This is a genomic window from Dactylosporangium sucinum, assembly GCF_014647515.1.
Lineage (GTDB): Bacteria > Actinomycetota > Actinomycetes > Mycobacteriales > Micromonosporaceae > Dactylosporangium > Dactylosporangium sucinum.
Genome location: NZ_BMPI01000037.1, coordinates 78,349 through 100,225 on the forward strand (window position 1 = coordinate 78,349; position 21,877 = coordinate 100,225).

The window sequence follows — 21,877 nt, forward strand, 5'->3', positions numbered from 1 at the left end:
CGATAAAGGGACAAATTCAGGACCACAAGTCCAAGATCGCGCGTGTTATGCGCGGCGCACGTCATAGACGGCGGGTGTCACGGGCGGCTGGGCGGCGCACGTCATGGGCAGCGCGCGGCGTGGGCGGCGCACGTCATGCGCGGCGCGTGTCATGGGCGGCGCGTGTCGTTCGCGGCGCGTGGCGTGCGTGGGCGGGCCGCGGCGGTGCGTCAGCGGTCGTCCGGGCGGCCCTTGGCGATGCGGCGCAGGTAGTGGTCGACGTCCACGCGGTCGTAGCCGCGCCAGGCGGTGTGAAAGGTGACCGCCTGCGCGTCGGCTCGGGCCTGGGCGTGGCGGGCAGGGTCGGCGGAGGCCAGGGCGTCGGAGGCGGTCCTGACGAAGGCGTCGACCTCCGTGCGGTTGTAGCCGCGGAACGTGGTCGCGAACTCGCTCATACGTCCAGTGTGTGCACCGTAGCGCCTCGATCGCCACCTCAGCCGACGCGCGCCGCGGCCTCCATCGCCGCCGCGCCGGCCGGCACGTCGCCGTGGTGGGCGTGCCACAGGGCCGTCTCCACGTACCGGGCCACGCACCAGGCCACCACCCGGTCCCGGTCCAGGCCCAGCTCGCCCGCGAGGGTGACCGGGTCGGCGCCCTCGATCTGCAGCAGCGGCCACGGGTCGTACCCCGGGTCGCCCGTCATCGGCTTCGGGTCGATGGAGACCCACCCGGCGCCGTGCGACAGCACGTTGCCCGGGTTGAAGTCCCCGTGCAGCAGCACCCGCCGCTGCGCCGTCGCGGGAAGCTCGCGCAGCAGCCCGGCACCCTCGGCGACGAGACCGGGGTCGTAGGGCGGGCGGAGCCGGGCCATCCGCTCCTCGACCAGGTCCGCCCACTCGCCGGCGACGGTGCCCAGCTCCTCGAGCCCGTCGGGCGGCGCCGCCGCCCACAGCTCCCGCAGCACGCCGCAGGCGATGCGCACCGCGTCGCCCCCGGCGACCGGCTGCCCGGGAACGCACCGCTCCAGCAGCAGCGCGTGCCGGTCCGGGTCGCGGGCGAGCAGCCGCACGGCGCCCCGCCCGCCCCAGGCCAGCAGCGCGGCGGCCTCGCCGGTCATCTCCCGGTGCGGCCAGCCGATCTTCACCACGGCGGCGGTGCCGTCGGGCAGCGCACACGGCGCGACCCAGCTGCAGCTCCCGCCGTGCAGCGGCGCCGACAGCTCGATCCCGAAGGCGTCGCGAACCTCCTCGATGAGCCGCGGCAGCGCGGCGAGCCACGCCCGCGCGTCCCGGTTCCGCCCGAGGGTCACGACGACGGGCAGCGTCGGCGGCAGAAGCTCCACCGGGCCAGCCTATCCACCGCTTCAGCGGCGTTTCAGCCCCGTTTCAGCGGCGGCTGTCAACCTCGGGTCCGCTGACGGCGGGACGAGGCAGGGGAGTGGGGATGGGACAGGCGTTGACGGCCGACGCGGTGCTGCTGACCGACGTGGTGCGCGGCGTGCTCGATCGTAACGGCGGGCAGCGGTGGACCGTGCAGCCCACGCCCGCATGGTGTCACCTCACGGCGCCCACGGCCAACGCGCGGCGGCACGGGTGGAAGCTGCACGTGTCGGCCACGCCGCTGGCGGCGCCGGTCGTGCTCGCGCGGGCGGCCGAGGTGCTCGTCCGGGCGGAGTGCTCGTTCAAGTTCGGCACCGACCTCGCGCGGGTCGCGCAGCTCGTCGACGCCTGGTACGACCGGGGCGGGGCCGGGAAGTTCATCACCGCCTACCCGGCCGACGACGACGAGTTCCGCGTCCTCGCGCAGCGGCTGCACGACGCCACCCGCGGGCTGCCTGGGCCGCGGATCCTCTCCGACCGGCCGTTCCGCCCGGGCAGCCTGGTCCACTACCGGTACGGCGAGTTCCACAGCGAGCGGGTCTTCACCGACGACGGTGTCATGGAGTCGCGCATGGCCGGCCCCGACGGCACCGTGGTCAAGGACGTGCGGGCCGCCTGGTTCAGCCCGCCGCCGTGGGCCGCCGCGCCGTTCCCGGACCGGCCGGCCGAGCCCGACACCGCGCCCGACGAGGTGCTGCTCGGCGGCCGGTTCCGGATCCGCGAGGCGATCCGCCACGCCAACAAGGGCGGCGTCTACCGGGCCGTCGACGACCGTGACGGCGCCGACGTCGTGATCAAGCAGGCCCGCGCGCACGCCGGGGCGCTGCTCGACGGCACCGACGCCCGCGACCGGCTGCGTGACGAGGCGCGGCTGCTCGACGAGCTCGCGCCGCTCGCCGTCGCACCGGCGAAGGTCGCGCTGTTCGCGGAGCAGGGCGACCTGTTCCTCGCCCAGGAGTTCCTGCCCGGCGAGACGCTCGACGCCTGGGCCCGCCGGGGCAATGGTGCCGAGCACGTCGCCGAGCTGGGGCTGCGGCTCATCGACCTGGTGCGCGAGGTGCACGACGCCGGCCTGGTCATCCGCGACCTCAAGCCGCAGAACGTGCTCGTCTCGCCGTTCGACGAGGTGCACCTCATCGACGTCGAGTTCGTGACGCCGGCGGGGCGGGACGGGCTGCCCGTCGGTACCGCCGGATTCCTCGCTCCCGAACTGCGGGAACCGCACGGCGAGGCGCTCGCCGGCCCGATCTCCGACTGCTTCAGCCTCGGCGCGACGCTGTTCTGCGCGGTCACCGGGCTCGGGCCGTCGTGGGTGTCCGCCACCCCCGGCGTGCCCCGGCCGGCGGCCGAGCGGGCGGCGCTGCTGGACCGGATCGCCCGCACGTTCCCCGGCGTCACCGCGTTCGCGCCGGTGCTCCTCGGCCTCACCGACCCCGACCCGCAGGCGCGCTGGACGCTGAAACGCGCCGAAGAGCATCTCATGTCGATGGATCTCTCGGCGGTACCGGCAGAGCCCGCGCCGCCACCGGAGCCCGACGGCGTCGACCGGCTGATCGCCGACGGCCTCACGCACCTGCGCCGGGGCATGACGCCGAGCGCGCCGGCGCTGTGGCCGCAGCGGGCCGACTCCCGCGACCACGACGCCGCCAACCTGTGGACCGGCGCCGCCGGAAGCCTCGCCGTGCTCACCCGCGCGGCCCGGCACACGGCGGACCCGCAGCTGGGCGACGCCGTCGCCAAGGCCGCGGCCTGGCTCGACGAGCGGCTGTTCGCGGCGCCGCGGCTCCTGCCCGGCCTGTGCTACGGCCGCGCCGGCACCGCCTGGGCGCTGCACGACGCGGGCCGGTACCTCGGCGACGACCGGCTCACCGCCCGCGCCGCCGACCTCGCCGGGCGGCTGCCGCTGGCCTGGCACAGCGCCGACGTCACCCACGGCCTGTCCGGCGCCGGCCTGGCCCACCTGCGGATGTGGCGCGACGGCGGCGACCCGGCGCTGGGCGAGCGGGCGGCCGCGTACGCCGACGCCGTCATCGCCGCCGCCGAGCGCGACGGCGACGACTGGCACTGGCCGACCGCCGCCGCCGCCGACTCGAAGCTGGCCGGCCACGCCTCGCACGGCTTCGCGCACGGCGTCGCCGGTGCCGGGACGTTCCTGCTGCTCGCCGGAAAGCACCTGCCCGGCGGCGGCCGGTACCTCGACGCCGCCGTCGCCGCCGGTGAGACCCTCGCGCGGGCCGCCCAGGACGACCGCGGCCGGGTCGCCTGGCCGCTCCGGCTCGGCGGCGACCTCGGGGCCGCCGGCCACTGGTGCAGCGGCCCGGCCGGCATCGGCACGTTCCTCATCCGGCTCTGGGACGCCACCGGCGCCGAGCACCTGCGCGACCTCGCGCTGCGGTGCGCGGACGCCTGCCTGCGCGAGCTGTGGAGCTCCACCGCCGGCGCGTGCTGCGGGCTGGCCGGTGTCGGCCAGTTCCTGCTCGACCTGGCCGACCACACCGGCGACGCCGGGCACCGCGACCGGGCCGGCGAGGTCGCCGCGGTGCTGCACGCCCGCCGCCAGGTCCGCGACGGACTCGTCCTGACCTGCGAGCCGGAGCTGGGCTTCGACTACGGCTACGGCCCGGCCGGCGTCCTGGACTTCCTGCTGCGCCTCCGCCACGGCGGCGCCAACCCCTGGTGGTCGTAGACCGCCTCACCGACATGCCCCGCCCGCCGTGGGCGGTGGCAGCCGAAGGACCCACGAAGGGAACCGCACATGTCCGACATCGCCGTGCTGCAGATGCTGCCCGAGACCCAGCCGCGCGAGCGCCTCGGCCTCGACGCCATCTGCAACGAGTCCGTCAACACCCGCACGAAGACCACGTGCCACAGCGCCCTGACGGACCCGAGCGCGCCGTGCGAGAGCACCAACCCGTACAGCTACTGGTGCTGACCGGGGCGGCCCGGAGCGGTCCTCGCTCCGGGCCCCCTTTCCCAGGCAGGAGTCTTTCGATGAGTGACCCACTGTTCGGCTCCGGCATCCGGATGAACGGGGCGTGGGCGACCCACGTGTCGGCCGCCGCCGAGACCGGGTTCCTGGCCACGCTGCGGACCGTGCCCGCCCTGACCCGGTTCACCCTCGGCATCGCCTGGGCCGCCGACCGCGCCGCGCTCGTCGCCGCCGGGGTCGCCCACCTGGTCCGGGCGGTCGCCGCCGCGGCCGGGCTGGTCGCCGTCAACCACGCGCTCGCCGCGCTGCTCGCCTCCGGCCGGGTCGCGGCCGCGGTGCCGGCGCTGCTCGTCGTCGCCGCGCTCGCCGCCGGCGGCTCGTGCGCGCAGGCGCTCGCGGTCGCCGCCGAGGGCCGGCTCGCGCCGCGGGTCCAGCGGCTCGCCGAGGAGCGGCTGCTCGACGGCGTGGCCCGGGCCGAGCTCGCCGTCGTCGAGGACGGGGCGTTCCACCGCTCCCTTGCCGGTGCCCAGCTCGGCGTCCGCGCCACCGAGCAGCTCACCGCGACCGTGCTGTCCGCCGCCGGGTCGCTCGCCGGGGTCGTCGCCGTCGCCGGCGTGCTCGGCGCGCTGCACCCGCTGCTGCTGCCGTTGCTGCTGCTCGCCGTCGTGCCGCAGGCCTGGCGGGCGATGACGGTCGCGCGGCTGGGGCACGCGTCGGCGGTCCGGTCGCTGAACGGCAACCGGCAGAAGCAGGTCCTCGCCGACGTGCTGGTCGAGCGGGGCGCGGCCGCCGAGGAGATCCGCGTCCACGGCCTGGCCGGCGTCCTGCTCGGCCACTACCGCCGGCTGGCCCGCGCCCTGGAGGCCGAGCGGGCCCGGCTGGCCCGGGTCGAGGCCGGCGCCGGCCTGCTCGCCGACGCCGCCGGCGGGCTCGCCACCGCCCTGGCCTTCGCCGCCCTGGGCTGGCTGCTGGTCACCGGCCGGATGGACCTGTCCACGGCCGGCACGTCCATCCTCGCGGTCACGCGGGTGACCGGCCTGCTGACGTCGGTGCTGCTGCAGGGCAACGGCCTCTACACGCACGGGCTCTTCGTCGCCGACTATCAGCGCACGGTACAGCGGGTGACCGAACACGCCATCGTTCCCGGCACGACGACGGCCGGTCCGGCGCCGGCGCGGATCGAGCTGCGCGACGTCCACTTCACGTATCCGGGCAGCGACCACCCCGCCCTGTCCGGCGTCGACCTGACCCTGCGGCCCGGCGAGGTGATCGCCCTCGTCGGCGTCAACGGCAGCGGCAAGAGCACCCTGGCCCGGCTCATCGCCGGCCTGCACCGGCCCTCGCGGGGCACGGTCACCTGGAACGGTGTCGATCTTCCCCGGGACTTCTCGCAGGTCGCCTGGATCGCCCAGGACTTCCCGCGGTGGCCGTTCACCGCCCGCCACAACGTCACCCTCGGCCGGCCGTCGGAGGCCGGTCCCGGGGACCGCCTGGAGCGTGCCGCCGCCTTCGCCGGGGCCGACACCGTGGTCGCTGGGCTGCCCGAGGGCTGGGACACGCTGCTCGCCCGCGACTTCCAGGGCGGCACCGACCTGTCCGGCGGGCAGTGGCAACGCCTCGCGCTGGCCCGCGCCCACTTCCGCGCCGCCCAGCTGCTCATCTGCGACGAGCCGACCGCGGCGCTCGACCCGGAAGCCGAGGTCGAGAGCTTCACCCGGCTCATGGACCTGGCCCGCGACGGGCAGACGGTCGTGCTCATCACGCACCGGCTCGGCTCGGTCCGGTACGCCGACCGCATCTACGTCCTCGACGCCGGCGCCGTGGTCGAGTCCGGCACCCACGACGAGCTGATGGCCCGGGGCGGGCGGTTCGCCCGGATGTACGCGGCTCAGCAGCGCCAGTACGCGGAGCGCACCCCGTGACGGCGGTCGTCGATCTCGCGCTGGGGCCGCCCGCGCGTGGCGCCGACGCTCGGGTCGCGTCGCCGGGGCTGGCGATCCTGGCCGCGCGGCTGTCGGACGGCGACGCGGCGGTGGCGCACCTCCTCGCCGCGCAGGCCGCGCTGCCGGGGCGGCGCAGCAACCTCTTCGAGGGCACGGCCGGGACCGTCGGCGCCGCGCTGGTGGTCCGCGGCACGGTGGAGGACCCGCGGCTGGAGCGGGTCGTGGCGCCGGGCGTCGGCTGGCTCGCCCGGCAGGCCCGGGACCTGGCCCGGCGCTGCCGTCCGGTTCCCGAGGTGTTCGACGCCGTGGCGGGCCTCGCCGGCCTGGGGCGGCTGCTGCTCCTGGCCCGCGAGTTCGGATACGACCGCGCCGGGCCGGGACTCGACGCGGCCCTGCGGGCGCTGACCGGCGTGGTGCCTGTCGATGCCGGCCAGGTTCGTCCCGGGATGGCGCACGGCCTCGCCGGGCCCGTCGCGCTGCTCGCCGTCGCGCTCGGCGCCGGGGTCGCCGTGCCCGGCCAGCGTGACGCCCTCCACGCGGCGGCGCACCGGTTGGCCGCGTGGCCCGCCGAGGGCCGGCACCAGTGGTGCGTCGGCACCGCCGGCATCGCCCGGGCCGTGCAGCTGGCCGGCCGGGCGCTGGCCGACCCGGTCCTGACCCGCGTCGGCACCGACGCCCTCGCCGCGATCGCCGGGCAGCCGGCCGACCGGTGGGGTGTCCGGGACGCGATGCTGTGCTGCGGCCACGCCGGGGTGCTGCGGACCGCGCTCAGCGCCGGCCTGCCCGAGGTCGCCGACGCCGCGGCGGCCGCGATCGTCGCCGGCCGGCGCCCGGAGAGCGGCCCGGCCTCCCTGCTGTACGGAGACGCCGGCGTGGCCCTGGCGCTGTACGACCACGCACACCCGGACCAGCCCGCGACCTGGCCGGCGCTGCTGCTGGTGGAGTGAAGGTCAGGACTGCCGGGCGCGCTCCCGCAGCACCCGCAGGGCCTGGTCGGCGTGCTCGTTCATGCTGAGCTCGCTGTGGATGACCGCGATGACGCGCCGGTCGGTGCCGATGACGAACGTCATCCGCTTCATGCTCAGCGGGCCCAGCGGCAGCCGCCGCCGCACCCCGAACCGGTCGGCGATCGCGCCGTCCGGGTCGGACAGCAGCGGGTAGTCGAACTTGTGCAGCTCGGCGAACTCCCGCTGCTTGTCCACGCTGTCCCGGCTGATCCCGACGCGCTGCGCGCCGAGCGCCACGAACTCGGCGCCGAGGTCGCGGAAGTGGCAGCTCTCCGCGGTGCACCCGCGGGTGAGGGCGGCCGGGTAGAAGAACAGCACGACCGGCCCGCCGGCGAGCAACTCCGAGAGCCGGCGCGGCGTGCCGGTCTCGTCGGCCAGCTCGAAGTCCTCGACCAGGTCACCCTGACGAACGTCCTGCGTCATACGGCAACGGTACGTCAGACGATTCCGGACAGTGCGGTGGAGGGCCTGCGGGGCCGGCGCCATGCGGTGCGAGCGAGCCGCGCGGCGCCGGCCAGGGGGTCACGTGCGGCCGATCGCGTCCAGGACGTCGAGCCGGGCCGCGCGGCGGGCCGGGAGCAGGCCCGCGGCCAGGCCCGCCAGCGTCGCGACCGCGACGATCAGCGCGAGCCGGCCGGCCGGGACCACCACCGTGAGCGGTGTGGTGCGGCTCAACGCCGTCACCGTGCCCGTGCCGAAGGCGATGCCCAGGACCACGCCGATCACCACCGCGAGGGCGGCCACGAGCACCGCCTCGGCCCCGATCATCCACCGCAGCTGGGTGCGGGTCATGCCGACCGCGCGGAGCAGGCCGATCTCGCGGGTGCGCTCGACGATCGACAGGGCCAGGGTGTTCGTGATGCCGAGCAGGGCGACGACCACCGTGAACAGCAGCAGCGCCGTCGTCAGGCCGAGGATCTGGTCGATGCCGCGGGTGCGGCCGGCGACGGCCTCGGCCTGGTCGCGGATCTGGGCGGTCGGGGTGCCGGCCAGGGCGGCCGCGATCGCGCGCCGCGCCGCGGCCTTGTCGACGCCGTCGGCGACGCGGACGAAGACGCTCGCGTCGACGTCCTCCGTGTAGTGCTCGGCGTACGTGGTCAGGCCGATGACGTAGTCGGTCGACAGCGCCTGGGCGTCGGCGTCGCGGAGCAGGCCGACGATCGGCAGGCGCTGCGCGCCGGTGCGGGCGAACGTCATCGGCAGCGCGTCGCCGACGCGCAGGGCGCGCTCGCGGGCGACGTGCTCGGCCAGGACGATCCCGCCGGTGTCCAGCGCGGCCAGCGAGCCGGTCACCAGGTGCAGGGCGGTGACCCGGGGCAGCGTCGCCGGGTCGACGGCGGTCAGCGCGGCCGTCATCGTGCCGTCCTTCCAGTGCCCGTACCGCAGCCGCGACGCCACCGCCACCTCCGGCAGCCCGGCGACGTGGTGGTGCACGGCCGGCGGCAGCCCGCCGAGCATCTCGTTGCGGCTGCTCTCGACGACGTAGTCGGCGGTGATCGTCTCGCCGTACGACTGCCGGATCGTGTCCTTCGCCGACGTGCCGACGACCGCCATGAAGCTGATCAGCGCGATGCCGAGCGCGAGCGCCAGCGCGGTCGCGGCGGTGCGCCGCGGCGCCCGGGCGGTGGCCTGGCGGGCCAGCCGGCCCGCGACGCCGGCCAGGTCGAGCGGGCGGCCGATCAGCCGGGCCAGGACCGGCGCGAGCGCCGGGCCGAGCACCGTCAGGCCGGCCACCGTGACCAGCGCGGCGGCGGCGAGCAGCGCGAGCGAGCCCGCACCGGTCACGACCACGGCCAGGGCGGCGGCGACGAGCAGGCCCGTCACGGCGCGGGTCCGGCCGGACAACCCGGCGGCCGGGGTGTCGCGCATCGCCTCGACGGGTGCGACGCGGGCCGCGCGGCGGGCCGGGGCCAGGGCGGCGACGACCGTGACGAGCACGCCGATGACGGCCGCGACCGCGATCGTGCGGGGCAGGACGGCGAGCCCGCCGCCGGGCATCGGGATCCCGGCCCGGCCGGCGAGGCCGCGCAGGCCCGCCGCGGCGGCGACGCCGAGCCCGACGCCCGCGGCCGAGGCGGCGACGCCGACGAGGACCGCCTCGCCGAGCACCGAGCCGAGGACCTGCCGGCCGGTGGCGCCGGCCGCCCGCAGCACGGCCAGTTCGCGGGTGCGCTGGCTGATCACGACGGAGAACGTGTTGGCGATGAGGAAGCCGCCGACGAGCAGCGCCGCGCCGGCCAGGGCGAGCAGCATGACCCGCAGGTAGCCGATCTGGCCGCGGGCCGCCGCGGCGCTCGCGGCCGCGACGTCGCGGCTCCCGGCGATCTCGTACTGCGAGCCGAGCTCGCCGGCGAGGCGCTGCCGGACCGACCGGACGTCGGCGCCGTCCGCGACGGCGACGGCGATCTCCGAGACGCCGGTGCCCAGCGCCAGCATCCGCTGCGCGGCCGGCAGCGTGACCAGCGCCGCGGTGCCGCCGGGGACCCCGTCGCCGGTGCCGAACCCGGCCAGGCCGACGACCCGCAGCGTGCCGGTGGTGCGGGCCTGCACGGTGACGGTGTCGCCGAGCCGGATGCCGTGGGCCCGGGCGGTGGCGGCGTCGACGACCACCTCGTCGTCGACGGCGGGTGCCCGGCCGGCGCGCAGGGTGAACGCGTTGAACGGGGCGGACGTCCAGGACAGCAGCAGCGACGGGCCGGTCGGCACGATCGCCCGCCCGCCGGCGGTGAGCAGGCCCTGGCCGCGGGCGGACGGCTGGGCGTCGGCGACGCCGGGCACCGCCCGGACGCGCTCGGCGGTGCCGGCGGGCAGCGGGTCGCGCTCGACCTCGACGCCCATCGCGTCGTCGAACGCGGTCGCCCGCCGCACCGTCAGGTCGGCATCCGCGGCGGCGGTGCGGAACTGCTCGTCGAGCAGCCGTCCGGACGTGTCGGTGAGGATGAGGGTACCGGTGACGAACGTGATCCCGAGCGCCACCGCGAGCAGGGTCAGCGCGAGCCGGGCCGGCCGGGCGACGGCGTTGCGAAGGGTGAGCCGCCACATCGCGATCACCGGCCCGATCCGGCCGGCGCGTCGAGACGGGCCATGCGGGCCAGCACCGCGTCGGCGGACGGGTCGTCGAGCTCGTCGACGACCCGACCGTCGGCGAGGAACACCACCCGGTCGGCGAAGGCCGCGGCCCGCGGGTCGTGGGTGACCATCACGATCGTCTGCCCGAGGTCGTGCGCGGCGTGGCGCAGGAACGCCAGCAGCGCGTCGCCGCTGCGCGAGTCGAGGTTGCCGGTCGGCTCGTCGGCGAAGACGATCTCCGGCCGGGCGACCAGGGCCCGGGCCACGGCGACCCGCTGCTGCTGCCCGCCGGAGAGCTCGGCCGGGCGGTGGTGCAGCCGCCCGGCCAGCCCGAGCGTGCCGACGAGCCGGTCCACCCAGTCCCGGTCGGCGGCCCGGCCGGCGAGGGTGAGCGGCAGGCTGATGTTCTCGGCCGCGGTGAGTGCGGGGACGAGGTTGAAGCTCTGGAACACGAAACCGAGCCGCTCGCGGCGCAGCAGGGTGCGGCGCCGCTCGTCGAGGGCGGTGAGGTCGGTGCCGCCGAGCAGGACCCGCCCGCCGTCGACGGTGTCGAGGCCGGCGAGGGCGTGCATGAGGGTCGACTTGCCCGAGCCCGACGGGCCCATGACGGCGGTGAAGGTGCCGGCGGGGATCGCCACGCTCGCGCCGTCGAGGGCGCGCACGGCGGTGTCGCCCCGGCCGTAGATCTTGACGAGGTCGTGCGCCTCGGCGGCGATCGTCATCGGGCACCGCCCGACCACTGGTGGCGGCGCGGGCGGGGCAGGGGGAAGCGGCGGCGGCGGGCGGCGGCCCGCAGCAGCTCGGCCCGGTGCGCGTCGGCGAGTTCGACGCTGAGCAGTGAGGTCATGGCCGGAAGCGTCCGGCCCGGCCCTGTCCGGGGCCTGCCCGCGCACTGGCCGCGGCGGACAGCGTTCGGACAGCGGCATCGGGCACGCTCGGCGCATGACGAACGACGTGACCACCCTGTCCATCGGCGGGCCGGTCTGCCGCCGGTGCGTGCGCCGGGTCAGCCGGGTCGTCCGGGACGTGCCGGGGGTGGTGGCGCTCGAGGTACACGCGGATCTCGGCCTGCTGCGGGTGCGGGGACCGGTCGGCCCGGTCGTCCTGGCCGCCGCGCTGCGGTGCGGCGGTTATCCGGTGACGGGCTGAAAGGCGCGCAGCCGTTGCAGGGCCCACGCGAACTCGTGCTCGCCCAGCAGCGCCTGCGCCCGGTGCGCCTCCGCGGCGGCCGTCGGCGCGTCGCCGCGGGCGCGGGCGATCCGGGCCCGGCCCCAGGCCGCCCAGGCCTGACAGCGCGGGTTGCGGGCCTGGCGGGCCACCGCGTCGGCCTCGTCGAGCAGCGGCGCCACGGCGTCGTCGCCGCTGTCGAGCCGCAGGTGGGCCAGGTGGACCAGCGCGAACGCCAGGCCGTGCGGGGAGTGCAGCCGGCGCGACTCGTCGGCGGCGCGGCGCAGGACGCCGGCCGCCTCGCCGGACCGGCCGGCGCCGTGCAGCGCCACGCCGAGGTGCGCGGCGGAGGCGGCCGCCATCATCGGGTCGTCGGCGCCCAGGAACAGCGTCTCGGCCTGCCGCCACCGCGGGACGGCCTCGTCGAACGCGCCGATGCGCAGGTCGAGGAGGCCTTCGAGGTACTCCGCCGTGGCGAGCCAGGCGCCGCCGTCGACGTCGGCGAGCTCGGCGCGGCTGCGGTGGATGAGCGCGCGGTACTCCTCGGCGTCCCCGGTGTACTGGCCCTCCCAGGCCACGACGAGGCGCGAGACGGCGGCGTCGACCCGGTCGCCGAGCTCCTCGAAGAGCGCGAGGCTCTCCCGGGCCGCGGCGCGGGAGGCGGGCGTCGGGTAGTACACGCCGAGCATCCCGAGGCCCTGCAGCGCCTTGGCCCGCAGCGCCGGGGCGCCGCCGCCCGCGCCGAGCAGCGCGGTCAGGGCCTGGTTGCCCTCGTCCCGCTGGGCGTAGTTCCAGTAGGGCAGCAGCGCGACGCCGAGGCGCAGGCCGCGGTCCGGGTCGCCGGCCGCCGGCGCGAGGGCGTGGTCGACGGCGGCGCGCAGGTTGTCGGCGTCGTCGCGCAGCGCGGCCCAGGCCGCCCCGGCCGCGCGGACCTGCGGCCCGAGGCGCTCGCCGAGCCGGGTGTAGTGGTCGAGGTGCCGGTCGCGGCACTCCCCGGCCTCGCCGGCCTCGGCGAGCCGCTCCGCCGCGTACTCCTGGACGGTCACCAGCAGCCGGAACCGCCCGCCGGCCGGGTCCGGGACCACGAGGGACCGGTCGACGAGCCGGAACAGCGGGTCGAGCACGTCGCCGGGGGCCAGCGCGCCGAAGCCGCAGACGTCCTCGGCGGCCGGCAGGGTCCAGCCGCCGCGGAACACCGCCAGGCGGCGCAGCAGCGTCCGCTCCGGCTCGGGCAGCAGGTCGTGGCTCCAGTCGAGCACGGCCCGCAGCGTGCGGTGCCGGGCCTCGGCGGTGCGGGGGCCGCCGGTCAGCAGCGCGAACCGGTCGTGCAGCCGGGCGGCGATCTCGGCCGGTGGCAGCGCCTTCACCCGGGCCGCGGCCAGCTCGATCGCCAGCGGGATGCCGTCGAGCTGCCGGCAGACGGCCTCGACGGCCGGCGCGGTGTCGTCGTCGAGGGCGAACGCGGGCCGCACCGCCCGGGCCCGGTCCACGAAGAGCCGGGTCGCATCCGGCACCGCGAGCGGCGCCACCGCCACCTGCACCTCACCGGCGACGGCGAGCGCCTCCCGGCTGGTCGCCAGCACCCGCACCCGCGGGCAGGCGTGCACGAGGTGGTCCACGAGCGCGGCGGCGCTGTCCACGACGTGTTCGCAGTTGTCGAGCACGAGCAGCGCCGGGGCGGCCGCCAGGTGCGCGGCGGCGGCGTCGGCCGCGGCGCCGTCGCTCGGCACGCCGAGCTGCTGCGCGACGGCCCCGGCGGCGTCGGCGCCGGCCGGCAGCGGGGCGAGCCGGACGAGCCGGACGTCGCCGCCGGCGCGGCGGGCGGCCTCCAGCGCGAGGGTGGTCTTGCCGACGCCGCCCGGCCCGGTCAGCGTCACCACCCGCGCGGTGCGCAGCTGGTCGAGGACGGTGGTGAGGTCGTCGTCCCGCCCGACCAGCGAGGTCACCCGCGCGGGCAGGGCCGGGGCGGTGACCGGCGCGAGTGCGGGCTCGGAAGGGCCGCCGGGCACCTGCCGGCGCAGGATCGCCTCGGCGAGGGCCCGCAGCTCGGGGGAGGGGTCGAGGCCGAGCTCGTCGGCCAGCCGCCGGCGCAGCGCCTGGTGGACGTCGAGCGCGTCGGCCTGGCGGCCGCTGCGGTACAGCGCGAGCATGAGCAGGCGGACCGGCCGCTCCCGCAGCGGATGCTCCGCGCCGAGCCGCTCCAGGTCGGCCACCGCGTCGGCCGGGCGCCCGGTCTCCAGCAGCAGCTCAAGGCGGTCCTCGACGGCGGCCAGCCGCAGCTCCTCCAGGCGGTGCCGCTCCCGCCCGACCCACTCGGCGTCGCCGGCGTCGGCCAGCGCGGGGCCGCGCCACCAGGCCAGCGCCGCCTCGATCCCGCGCAGGGCCCCGGCGGCGTCGCCGGCGTCGCGGGCCGCCCGGGCCCCGGCGACCGCCGCCTCGAAGCGGTGGACGTCGACGGCCTCCGGCGGCACCGCCAGCCGGTAGCCGGGGGCGCGGGTGACGAGCAGGTCGCCGGCGGGGCCGAGGGCCCGGCGCAGCTTCGACACCCGGATCTGCAGCGCGTTCGCCGCGTCGGCGGGCAGGTCCTCGCCCCACAGCGCGTCGGTCAGCGTGTCGACGGACACCACGCGGCCCGCGGCGAGGACCAGCCGGGCCAGCAACGGCCGGACGGACGGGGCGAGCGCCGCCGGCGGATCGACCTCGACCGGCCCGAGCAGCCGGAAGACGACGCCCGTGCCGTCCTGTGCCACCGCCCCGCCTCCCGCCTGTCGCTGCTCCCGCTGTCCGAGACAGGCGATGCTACCCGGTTTCGCAGGTCAGGCCACCCGGGCCGGGGCCGGGGCGGCGGAGCGCAGCCGGCGGGCCAGCACCGCCGCGTCGCGGCCGACCCAGCCGAGCACCGCCGACCCGCGGGCGCGCTGCCAGGGCAGGCCGAGGAAGTACAGGCCCGGCCAGCCGGTCACGCCCTCCCGGTGGACCGGTGCGCCCCCGGCGTCCAGCACCGGCACGTGCAGCCACGGGTAGTGCGGCCGGAACCCGGTCGCCCAGACCACCGCGTCGACCGTCCGCCGCCCGCCGCCGGCCAGGAGCAGGTCCCGCCCGTCGGCGCCGGCGGCCCGGTCCAGCCGGTCCACCCGGCGCAGCAGCGCCGCCACGTCGGTGCCGATGATCGGGTTCTGGGCGCGCAGCCGCCGGCCGACGAGGCTGTCCGGCCCGGCGCCCATCGTGCCGAGCCGGGAGAACCACCAGAAGACGTCCCGGCCGAGCCACCGCTGTGGCAGCACCGGCCCGAGCTCCGCGACGGACAGCGCGACCCGGCGGCCGCTCGCGGCGAGCTCCTCGGCGATCTGCACGCCGGTGTTGCCGGCGCCGACGACCACGACGTCGCCGGCGGGCAGCTGGGCCGGGTTGCGGTACCGGCTGCTGTGCAGCTGGACCACGCAGGGCGACAGCCGCCCGGCGAACTCCGGCACGCGGGGCGTGTGGAACGCGCCGGCGGCCACGACGACCTGGCGGGCGCGGTACCGCTGCCCCGGCGTCTCGACGTCGAACCCGCCGCCGGGGTCCGGCCGGACCGCGGTGACCGGGCTGCCGAGGTGCACCGGCAGGCCGAACCGGGCCGCGTAGCCCTCCAGGTAGCCGGCGACGTCGTCCTTCGTGGGGTGCGCGTCGGGGTCGCCGGGGAACGGCAGGCCGGGCAGGCCGTTGTACCGGTTCGGCGTGAACAGCGTCAGCGAGTCCCAGCGCCCCCGCCAGGCGTCGCCGACCCTCGCGTGGGCGTCGAGGACCGCCACGGCCTGCCCGGCGCGGTGCAGGTGGTACGCGACGGCGAGGCCGGCCTGGCCGCCGCCGACGATCGCGGTGTCCAGCGTCTCCACGGCGGGCTCAGGCCGTCTCGTAGCCGGCGTCGTCGATCGCGGCACGGACCGCGGCCGGGTCGGCGACGCCGGTGGTCCGCACGGTCTTCGCGGCGACGTCGACGTGGACGGCGGTCACGCCGGGCACCCGGCCGACCGAGTCGGTGATCGCGGCGACGCAGTGGTCACAGGTGATGCCGGGCACGGCGAGCAGGATCTCGTTCACTGGACGCTCCTTCGAGGTCGGTTGGTCGATGCGGCCGAGCCTGGGCGAGGCCGCTGTCCGTCCGCTGTCCGCCGCCGCCAGCGGGCGGACAGCGCCGGCGGGCACCGTGGCGGCACCGGCCCGGGAGGCGGGCCCGCTCGCGAGGAGCACCAGATGACGACATGCACACTGCGGATCGGCGGCATGACCTGCGCGTCCTGCGTGGGGCGGGTGGCCAGGGCGCTGCGGAAGGTCGACGGCGTCGCCGGGGCCGAGGTCAACCTGGCCACGGAGAGCGCCACGGTCACCTTCGACCCGGCCCGCGTCACGGTCGACCTGTTGACGGCCGCGGTCGGCAAGGCCGGCTACCAGGCGCTGTCCGAGCCGCCGCCACCGGCCCCGGCCGACGACAAGGACCGCGAGCTGCGCCGGTCCAAGTGGGCGTGGATCAGCACGCTCGCCGTCGGGCTCGTGATGATGGTCCTGATGTACGTCCCGCTGCCGATCGACGCGATGGACTGGCTCATGCCGCTGCTGCTCGTCGTCGCCACCGTCGTGCAGCTGCAGGCCGGGCGCCCCTTCTACCGGGCCGCGTGGGCCGCCGCCCGCCACGGCGCCGTCAACATGAACACCCTCGTGGCGCTCGGCACCACCGTGGCGTTCGCCTACAGCGCGTTCGTCACGCTCTGGCCCGCCCAGGCCGAGCGGTGGGGCCTGCCGCTGCACGTGTACTTCGAGATCTCCGTCGTCGTCACCGCCCTCGTCCTGGCCGGACGCTGGCTGGAGGCGCGGGCCAAGCGGCAGACCGCGGCCGCGATCCGGGCCCTCGTCGGCCTCCAGCCGCGCACCGCCCGCGTCCTGCGCGGCGACACCGAGGTCGAGATCCGGGTCGAGGACCTCGCCGTCGGTGACCTCGTGCGGGTCCGCCCCGGCGAGAAGATCCCGGTCGACGGCGTGCTCACCGACGGCGGCTCGACCGTCGACGAGAGCATGATCACCGGGGAGAGCCTGCCGGTCACCAAGGCGGCCGGCGACGTGCTCATCGGCGCCACCGTCAACCGCACCGGCGCCCTCGTCATGCGCGCCACCGCCGTCGGGAAGGACACCACCCTCGCGCAGATCGTCCGCCTCGTCGAGGACGCCCAGGGCGCGAAGGCGCCGATGCAGCGGCTCGTCGACACCGTGTCGGGCTGGTTCGTGCCCGCGGTCATCGCGCTCGCCGCGCTCACCTTCGGCGTGTGGGCCCTCGCCGGGCCGGACCCGGGCCGGCTCACCCTCGGCATCGGCACCGCGATCGCCGTCCTGATCATCGCCTGCCCCTGCGCGCTCGGCCTGGCCACCCCGACCGCGATCATGGTCGGCACCGGGCGGGCGGCCGAGCTCGGCATCCTCATCTCCGGCGGCGACGCCCTCGAACAGGCCCGCCGGATCACCACCGTCGTGCTCGACAAGACCGGCACCGTCACCCGCGGCCGGCCCGCCGTCACCACCGTGACCGCGCTGCCCGGCACGACCGCCGCCGCGCTGCTCGCCCTCGCCGCCGCCGCGGAGACCGGCTCCGAGCACCCGATCGGCGCGGCGATCGTCGCCCACGCCCGCGACCAGCGCCGCCCGGTGCCGGTGGCGACCGGGTTCGAGGCGCTGCCCGGGTACGGCATCCGGGCCCGGGCCGGCGACCGTGCCGTCCTCATCGGCAACGCCGCGCTCATGGCGCAGCACGACCTGGCGGTCGCGCCGCTGGCGGCCGCGGCCGGTGCGGTCGCCGACGCCGGTGGCACGGCCGTGTACGTGGCCCTCGACGGGCGCCTGTGCGGCCTGATCGGCGTGGCCGACACCGTGCGGCCCGAGTCGGCCGAGGCCGTCGCGCAGCTGCGTGCCCTGGGCCTCGAGGTGTGGATGCTCACCGGTGACAACCGGCGCACCGCCGAGGTCGTCGCCCGGCAGGTCGGCATCGACCGGGTCATCGCCGACGTGCGCCCGGACGGCAAGGCCGCCCACGTCGCCGCCCTGCAGGAGCAGGGCGCGGTCGTCGCCATGGTCGGCGACGGCATCAACGACGCCCCCGCCCTGGCCCAGGCCGACCTCGGCATCGCCGTCGGCACCGGCACCGACGTGGCCATCGCCGCCTCCGACATCACGCTCGTCGGCGGGGACCTGCGCGGGATCGTGTCCGCGATCGCCCTGTCCCGCCGCACCGTGGCCATGATCAAACAGGGGCTGGGCTGGGCGTTCGCCTACAACGTGCTGCTCATCCCGGTCGCCGCTGGCGTGCTCTGGCCGATCAACGGCACCCTCCTCGACCCGTCGCTGGCCGCCGCCGCGATGGCGATGAGCTCGGTCAGCGTCGTCACCAACGCGCTGCGCCTGCGCCGCTTCCAGCGCCCGGCGACCGCCGCCGACCTGCGGCCGCGCCTGCGCGCGCGGATCGCCGACCTGGGGTACCTCACGGGCATCGCGCTGCTCGCGATCGCCGTCGGCGCCGGCCTCACCGGCCTCAGCCGCACCGACGCCGCCCGGCGCGGCATGAACGGGGTGCTGGCCTGGACCCAGGACACCGGCATGCCGATGCGCCCGGCGATGAGCGTCATGATGACCGCCGACGTCGAGCCGGTGCCCGCCCACGACGCCGGCCTCGCCGTCACCGTCGACGTCCCGGCCGGCGTCGTCCCAGGCCGCGCGGCGACGGCCCGGATCCGGGTCACCGACGCCGCGACCGGCCGCCCCGTCACCGACGTCGGCCGCAGCCACGAGGCGTGGATGCACTGCATCGTCACCCGCGACGACCTCGGCACGTTCGCGCACCTGCACCCGGAGCCGACCGGCCGCCCCGGCGAGTTCACGGTCGGCGTGACGTTCCCGACCGCCGGCCGGTACCTCGTGCACACCGAGTTCCGCCGCAAGGGCGCGATGGCGGACGTGGTCGAGCGCCACGCGGTCGTCGTCGGCGACCTGGCCGACGCGCCCCGGCTCACCGGGCAGGCCTCACCGCGCGACCAGGTGGTGGACGGCGTCCGGGTGATCCTCGCCGGTACCGCGAAGGTCGGCGCCCCGAGCCGCTTCACGTACTGGTTCGCCGACGAGGCCACCGGCGAGCCGCTCACGGACCTGCGGCCGTACCTGGCCGCGGCCGGCCACGTGGTGGTCATGCCGCTCGACGGCCACGGCTTCGCCCACGAGCACGCCGAGGCCGTGGACGAGCGGGGCCGGCCGGTGTTCGCCCTGCCCGGCCAGGCGTTCGGCCCGGACCTGCAGCTGCACGCCGACTTCCCCCGCCCCGGCCTGTACCGCATGTGGGGCCAGTTCCGCACGGCCGGCGGCCGGGTCATCACCACGACCTTCACGGTCGAGGCCACCGAGTAGCCCGGCGCGGCGGCGCCGGACCGCGCTCTCCCAGGGGTCCGGCGCCGAGGTGCGCCACCGGGCGCCGGAGCTGCTGTAGGTACGCTGCCTCCGCCACCATGATCTCAGGGCTTCGAGGAGAGGCATGCGTCAGCTCACCGTCGCCGGCGTCGACGCCGCCCTCAGGGCGTGCGCCCCGTGATCTCGCTGCGGACCGAGATGCTGGTCATCGGGCTGCTGCTAGCCGCCGGTCTCTCCGGGGCGGCGCTCGGCCGTGGCGCCGCACCCGCCGGGCCGCCCGCGGCCGTGGACCTGGCCGGCCGGGTCGGCTGCACCGGTGCCCACGCGGGCAACCCCACCGGCGGCGAGCGGGAGCTCGTCATGTGCCGGATCGGGGACCGCGACGTCACGGTCGTCACGTTCGGCGACAACACCGGCCGTGACGACTGGCTCGGCGACGCCCGCGCCGAGGTGGTCACGCTCGGCCTGTTCGGCGCGCCGGAGGCGCTCGTGTACGGCGACCGCTGGGCGGTCCGGACCGCCGACCTCGCGGCCGCCGACCGGTTCGCCGCCGCGCTGCATGGGTGGCGGGTGTGACGGCCACCGCGCCCCGGCCGCCGCTGCGCCGCGCCGCCGGGGGTGCCGGCGCCCACCTGGACTGGGCACTGTGGGGGCTGCTCGCGGTGCTGGCGCTGTTCGCCGCGAGCGCGGTCGCCGACCTGGTCGCGGTGCTCGGGGTGCTGGCCCGGCTGCCGGCGCCGCCGATCGACCGGCTCGACGCCGGGCAGACCGCCGGGACGGTCGAGACCGCCCTCTGGTTCGGCCACCTGCTCGTCGTCGGCGCCTGGTTCGTGCTGGCCGCCCGGCTCCTGCGCCGCCTGGGCACGGACCCCGGCCCGGTCCTGCGCACCTGGCCGGTCGTGCTGTGGCGGTTCGGCGTCGCCGCGACCCTCGCGGGCGCCATGGTCCTGCCCCGGGCGACCGTGTTCGAGCCCGGCGCGTTCGCCACCCGGCTGCGCTGGATGGTCCCGATCCTGGTGGCGCGGCTGGCGCTCACGGCGGTGCTGGCCGTGGCGCTGTTCCTCGTGCGCCGGCGGGTGCACGAGGTGCTGCTGGCTTCGCCGGTACCGCCAAGGCCCGACCCCCGCAGCGCACTGCGCACGGTCCCGCTCGCCTCGCTCGGCGGCGCGCCGGCCGTGTCCCCCGACGCCCCGGGCCCGTGACCCCGGCAGCTACGCAGGCCGTGGCCCGCCCGTTCACGCCGGCAGGCCCTCCAGGGTCGTCGCGACGGGGTGGCGCGCCGCGGCCAGCGCGGGGACGGCGGTGAGGGCGGCGACGGCGACCAGGACCGCGGCCGCGGTGGCGAGCAGCCAGGCGACCGGGGCCGGGCCGGCGTTGCCGGGGGCGAAGAACAGGTACAGCTCACGGCCGAGGAACGCGCCGGCGGCGGCCCCCGGGACGGCCGGCAGCAGCTGCGCCAGGACCAGGCCGGCGGCGGCCTGGCCGGGTGTCGCGCCGAGGGTGCGGGCGACGGCGAGCGGCAGCCGGCTGTCGAGCACGGCGGTCCACGTGCTGACGAGCGTGTTCAACAGCGCGAGGACGCAGGCGGCGCCGAGGACGAGCAGGATCGCGTGGACGGTTCGCTCGTCGCGGGCGTTGGCGAGGGTCGTGCCGCCGAGGTTCAGCGGGCGGCTGGTCTGGGCCAGGTTCGCGAACGCGGCCGCGAGCGTGGTCGTGGTCACGAGGGCGTTGAGCGTGCCCAGCCGGGCCCGGCCCGGGCGGCGGGCGTTGAGCCGGACGCCGATGAGCAGTGCGGTCGGCAGCCGCCGGGAGAGCCGGACGCGCCCGCCGCGCCGCCGTGCCGGTGCGGCGGCCCGGACGAGCGGGGCGACGGTGGCCGCGGCCGCGATCGCGAGGGCGAGCCCGGTCGCGGCGGCCACCACGCGCAGGGGCGGGTAGGGCGCCAGCTCGGCGATGAACCCGACGCTCGGGCGGAACAGCAGCGGCGCGCCGAGCCAGCCGATCGCGAGGCCCGCACCGGCGGCGACGAGCCCGAGGACGAGGTACTCGGCGAGCTGCACGGCGGCGATCATGGCCGGCCCGGCGCCGACCGCCTTGAGCACGGCGACCCGGCGGCGCCGCGCGATGACCCGGCCCGCGACGAGGCCGGCGACGCCGGTCACCGCGAGGGCGGCCAGCAGGGAGCTGCCGACGTACATGGCTGTCTGCGCGTTGCGGGTCAGCCGGTTGTTGGTCTCGCCGATCTCCTGCCAGGTGCGCACCTGCCCGCCGCGGAAGCTCTCGTCGTACAGCTCGGCGCGGATGAACGCCTCCGGGTCCCCGACCTTCAGCTTGAGCGCGTACGACAGCGGCATCGTGCCGGCGAGCGCCGGCATGTCGCCACGGTCGATCCAGACCAGCCCGCCGTACTCGACGAGGAAGCCGTCCGGGTTGTGCCAGTCGACGGCGGGGAACACCCCGCGGGCGGCGCTGACCGCGATCCCGGTCACCCGCAGCCGCGTGGTGTTGACGGTGACCGTGTCGCCGACACGGATGCCGAAGGCGGTGGCCAGGGTCCGCTCGACGACCACGCCGCCCGGCCGTATCCAGGTGCCGTCCGTCACCGCCGGCTGGTCGACCGCGGCCGGCGCGCCGTCACGCCCCTCGGCGACGACCCGCACGGTCGCGCCGCCGGCGGTCAGGTCGGTGTACGCGAGCGGGAACGGTCCGCTGTACGCCGTGACGCCGGGCGCGGCCGGCACCGCCGCGAGCGCGGCGAGGGCCTCCTCGCCGGTGACGCCGGGCTCCGCCACCACGTCCGGGCCGGCGGTGGCGGCGCGGGTCTGCCGGTACGGGTCGGCGATCATCGCCTTGAGGGCGAGCCCGAGGGTCAGCGCCGCCGTCGCCGCGGTGACGGCGATCAGCAGCAGGACCGCGTCGACCGGCCGCCGGCGCAGGTCACGGGCGAGCAGCCGCCCGACGAGCAGCACCCTACCGGTCATA

18 protein-coding genes are annotated in these 21,877 nt (G+C 77.3%); 8 read left to right on the forward strand and 10 right to left on the reverse strand.

What is annotated here, in order from left to right; translation table 11 throughout:
- Positions 1-209 precede the first annotated feature (209 nt).
- Together IEZ31_RS32825 and IEZ31_RS32830 are read right to left on the reverse strand one after the other, a co-directional pair.
- The gene (locus IEZ31_RS32825) at positions 210-434 is read right to left on the reverse strand and encodes a DivIVA domain-containing protein (protein WP_190253952.1); all 225 of its coding nucleotides are present in this window, start codon (positions 432-434) and stop codon (positions 210-212) included.
- A 38-nt stretch (positions 435-472) separates the two neighbouring features.
- Entirely contained in the window at positions 473-1,321 is an 849-nt protein-coding gene (locus IEZ31_RS32830) for an aminoglycoside phosphotransferase family protein (protein WP_190253919.1), read from the reverse strand.
- A gap of 101 nt (positions 1,322-1,422) precedes the next feature.
- On the opposite strand from IEZ31_RS32830, the gene lanL reads away from it, so the two are divergent.
- The 4 genes from lanL to IEZ31_RS32850 all read left to right on the forward strand — a co-directional run bounded on the left by lanL (position 1,423) and on the right by IEZ31_RS32850 (position 7,177).
- Complete coding sequence (gene lanL, locus IEZ31_RS32835; protein ID WP_190253920.1) at positions 1,423-4,044, forward strand: class IV lanthionine synthetase LanL; 2,622 nt, start codon at positions 1,423-1,425, stop codon at positions 4,042-4,044.
- Positions 4,045-4,113: 69 nt separating this feature from the next.
- On the forward strand, positions 4,114-4,290 hold the full coding sequence (locus IEZ31_RS32840) for a hypothetical protein (RefSeq protein ID WP_190253921.1): 177 nt from the start codon (positions 4,114-4,116) through the stop codon (positions 4,288-4,290).
- Between the two features lie 59 nt (positions 4,291-4,349).
- Positions 4,350-6,209 (forward strand): ABC transporter ATP-binding protein, encoded by a 1,860-nt coding sequence (locus IEZ31_RS32845; RefSeq protein WP_190253922.1) that lies wholly within the window; start codon positions 4,350-4,352, stop codon positions 6,207-6,209.
- Positions 6,206-7,177, forward strand: coding sequence for a lanthionine synthetase LanC family protein (locus IEZ31_RS32850; RefSeq protein WP_190253923.1), 972 nt, complete (start codon positions 6,206-6,208; stop codon positions 7,175-7,177). The genes IEZ31_RS32845 and IEZ31_RS32850 overlap by 4 nt, the downstream gene beginning before the upstream one ends.
- 3 nt (positions 7,178-7,180) lie before the next feature.
- Here the strand turns inward: IEZ31_RS32850 and IEZ31_RS32855 are convergent, their stop codons facing one another.
- The 4 genes from IEZ31_RS32855 to IEZ31_RS58300 all read right to left on the reverse strand — a co-directional run bounded on the left by IEZ31_RS32855 (position 7,181) and on the right by IEZ31_RS58300 (position 11,153).
- Entirely contained in the window at positions 7,181-7,660 is a 480-nt protein-coding gene (locus tag IEZ31_RS32855) for a peroxiredoxin (RefSeq protein WP_190253924.1), read from the reverse strand.
- Positions 7,661-7,759: 99 nt separating this feature from the next.
- The gene (locus IEZ31_RS32860; protein ID WP_229836050.1) at positions 7,760-10,279 is read right to left on the reverse strand and encodes an FtsX-like permease family protein; all 2,520 of its coding nucleotides are present in this window, start codon (positions 10,277-10,279) and stop codon (positions 7,760-7,762) included.
- Positions 10,280-10,284: 5 nt separating this feature from the next.
- On the reverse strand, positions 10,285-11,028 hold the full coding sequence (locus IEZ31_RS32865) for an ABC transporter ATP-binding protein (protein WP_190253926.1): 744 nt from the start codon (positions 11,026-11,028) through the stop codon (positions 10,285-10,287).
- A complete protein-coding gene (locus IEZ31_RS58300) occupies positions 11,025-11,153 on the reverse strand; it encodes a hypothetical protein (protein WP_268241704.1) in 129 nt (42 codons plus the stop codon). Before IEZ31_RS58300 ends, IEZ31_RS32865 begins: the two co-directional genes overlap by 4 nt.
- A gap of 95 nt (positions 11,154-11,248) precedes the next feature.
- Here IEZ31_RS58300 and IEZ31_RS32870 point away from each other — a divergent pair, with 95 nt between their 5' ends.
- Positions 11,249-11,455 (forward strand): hypothetical protein, encoded by a 207-nt coding sequence (locus IEZ31_RS32870; RefSeq protein WP_190253927.1) that lies wholly within the window; start codon positions 11,249-11,251, stop codon positions 11,453-11,455.
- On the opposite strand, the gene IEZ31_RS32875 is transcribed toward IEZ31_RS32870, so the two are convergent.
- The 3 genes from IEZ31_RS32875 to IEZ31_RS32885 all read right to left on the reverse strand — a co-directional run bounded on the left by IEZ31_RS32875 (position 11,437) and on the right by IEZ31_RS32885 (position 15,556).
- The gene (locus tag IEZ31_RS32875) at positions 11,437-14,223 is read right to left on the reverse strand and encodes an AfsR/SARP family transcriptional regulator (RefSeq protein WP_190253928.1); all 2,787 of its coding nucleotides are present in this window, start codon (positions 14,221-14,223) and stop codon (positions 11,437-11,439) included. The genes IEZ31_RS32870 and IEZ31_RS32875 overlap by 19 nt on opposite strands.
- 66 nt (positions 14,224-14,289) lie before the next feature.
- Complete coding sequence (locus IEZ31_RS32880; protein WP_190253929.1) at positions 14,290-15,351, reverse strand: flavin-containing monooxygenase; 1,062 nt, start codon at positions 15,349-15,351, stop codon at positions 14,290-14,292.
- A 7-nt stretch (positions 15,352-15,358) separates the two neighbouring features.
- Positions 15,359-15,556, reverse strand: coding sequence for a heavy-metal-associated domain-containing protein (locus IEZ31_RS32885; protein WP_190253930.1), 198 nt, complete (start codon positions 15,554-15,556; stop codon positions 15,359-15,361).
- A 153-nt stretch (positions 15,557-15,709) separates the two neighbouring features.
- Between IEZ31_RS32885 and IEZ31_RS32890 the strand changes: the two genes are divergently transcribed.
- From IEZ31_RS32890 to IEZ31_RS32900, 3 genes are all read left to right on the forward strand, one after another.
- Complete coding sequence (locus IEZ31_RS32890) at positions 15,710-18,895, forward strand: heavy metal translocating P-type ATPase (RefSeq protein ID WP_190253931.1); 3,186 nt, start codon at positions 15,710-15,712, stop codon at positions 18,893-18,895.
- Positions 18,896-19,063: 168 nt separating this feature from the next.
- Positions 19,064-19,471 (forward strand): hypothetical protein, encoded by a 408-nt coding sequence (locus IEZ31_RS32895; protein WP_190253932.1) that lies wholly within the window; start codon positions 19,064-19,066, stop codon positions 19,469-19,471.
- A complete protein-coding gene (locus IEZ31_RS32900; protein ID WP_190253933.1) occupies positions 19,468-20,097 on the forward strand; it encodes a hypothetical protein in 630 nt (209 codons plus the stop codon). The genes IEZ31_RS32895 and IEZ31_RS32900 overlap by 4 nt, the downstream gene beginning before the upstream one ends.
- A 33-nt stretch (positions 20,098-20,130) precedes the next feature.
- On the opposite strand, the gene IEZ31_RS32905 is transcribed toward IEZ31_RS32900, so the two are convergent.
- Positions 20,131-21,876, reverse strand: a complete 1,746-nt coding sequence (locus IEZ31_RS32905) for an ABC transporter permease (RefSeq protein WP_190253934.1) — start codon at positions 21,874-21,876, stop codon at positions 20,131-20,133.
- Between the last annotated feature and the right edge of the window lies 1 nt (position 21,877).

Excerpts from the sequence above, each read along its gene's own strand:
- IEZ31_RS32825 (WP_190253952.1), bottom strand. The coding sequence starts at position 434 with ATGAGCGAGTTCGCGACCACGTTCCGCGGCTACAACCGCACGGAGGTC.
- lanL (WP_190253920.1), top strand. The coding sequence starts at position 1,423 with ATGGGACAGGCGTTGACGGCCGACGCGGTGCTGCTGACCGACGTGGTG.
- IEZ31_RS32840 (WP_190253921.1), top strand. The coding sequence starts at position 4,114 with ATGTCCGACATCGCCGTGCTGCAGATGCTGCCCGAGACCCAGCCGCGC.
- IEZ31_RS32845 (WP_190253922.1), top strand. The coding sequence starts at position 4,350 with ATGAGTGACCCACTGTTCGGCTCCGGCATCCGGATGAACGGGGCGTGG.
- IEZ31_RS32855 (WP_190253924.1), bottom strand. The coding sequence starts at position 7,660 with ATGACGCAGGACGTTCGTCAGGGTGACCTGGTCGAGGACTTCGAGCTG.
- IEZ31_RS32860 (WP_229836050.1), bottom strand. The coding sequence starts at position 10,279 with ATGTGGCGGCTCACCCTTCGCAACGCCGTCGCCCGGCCGGCCCGGCTC.
- IEZ31_RS32865 (WP_190253926.1), bottom strand. The coding sequence starts at position 11,028 with ATGACGATCGCCGCCGAGGCGCACGACCTCGTCAAGATCTACGGCCGG.
- IEZ31_RS58300 (WP_268241704.1), bottom strand. The coding sequence starts at position 11,153 with ATGACCTCACTGCTCAGCGTCGAACTCGCCGACGCGCACCGGGCCGAG.
- IEZ31_RS32870 (WP_190253927.1), top strand. The coding sequence starts at position 11,249 with ATGACGAACGACGTGACCACCCTGTCCATCGGCGGGCCGGTCTGCCGC.
- IEZ31_RS32890 (WP_190253931.1), top strand. The coding sequence starts at position 15,710 with ATGACGACATGCACACTGCGGATCGGCGGCATGACCTGCGCGTCCTGC.
- IEZ31_RS32905 (WP_190253934.1), bottom strand. The coding sequence starts at position 21,876 with ATGACCGGTAGGGTGCTGCTCGTCGGGCGGCTGCTCGCCCGTGACCTG.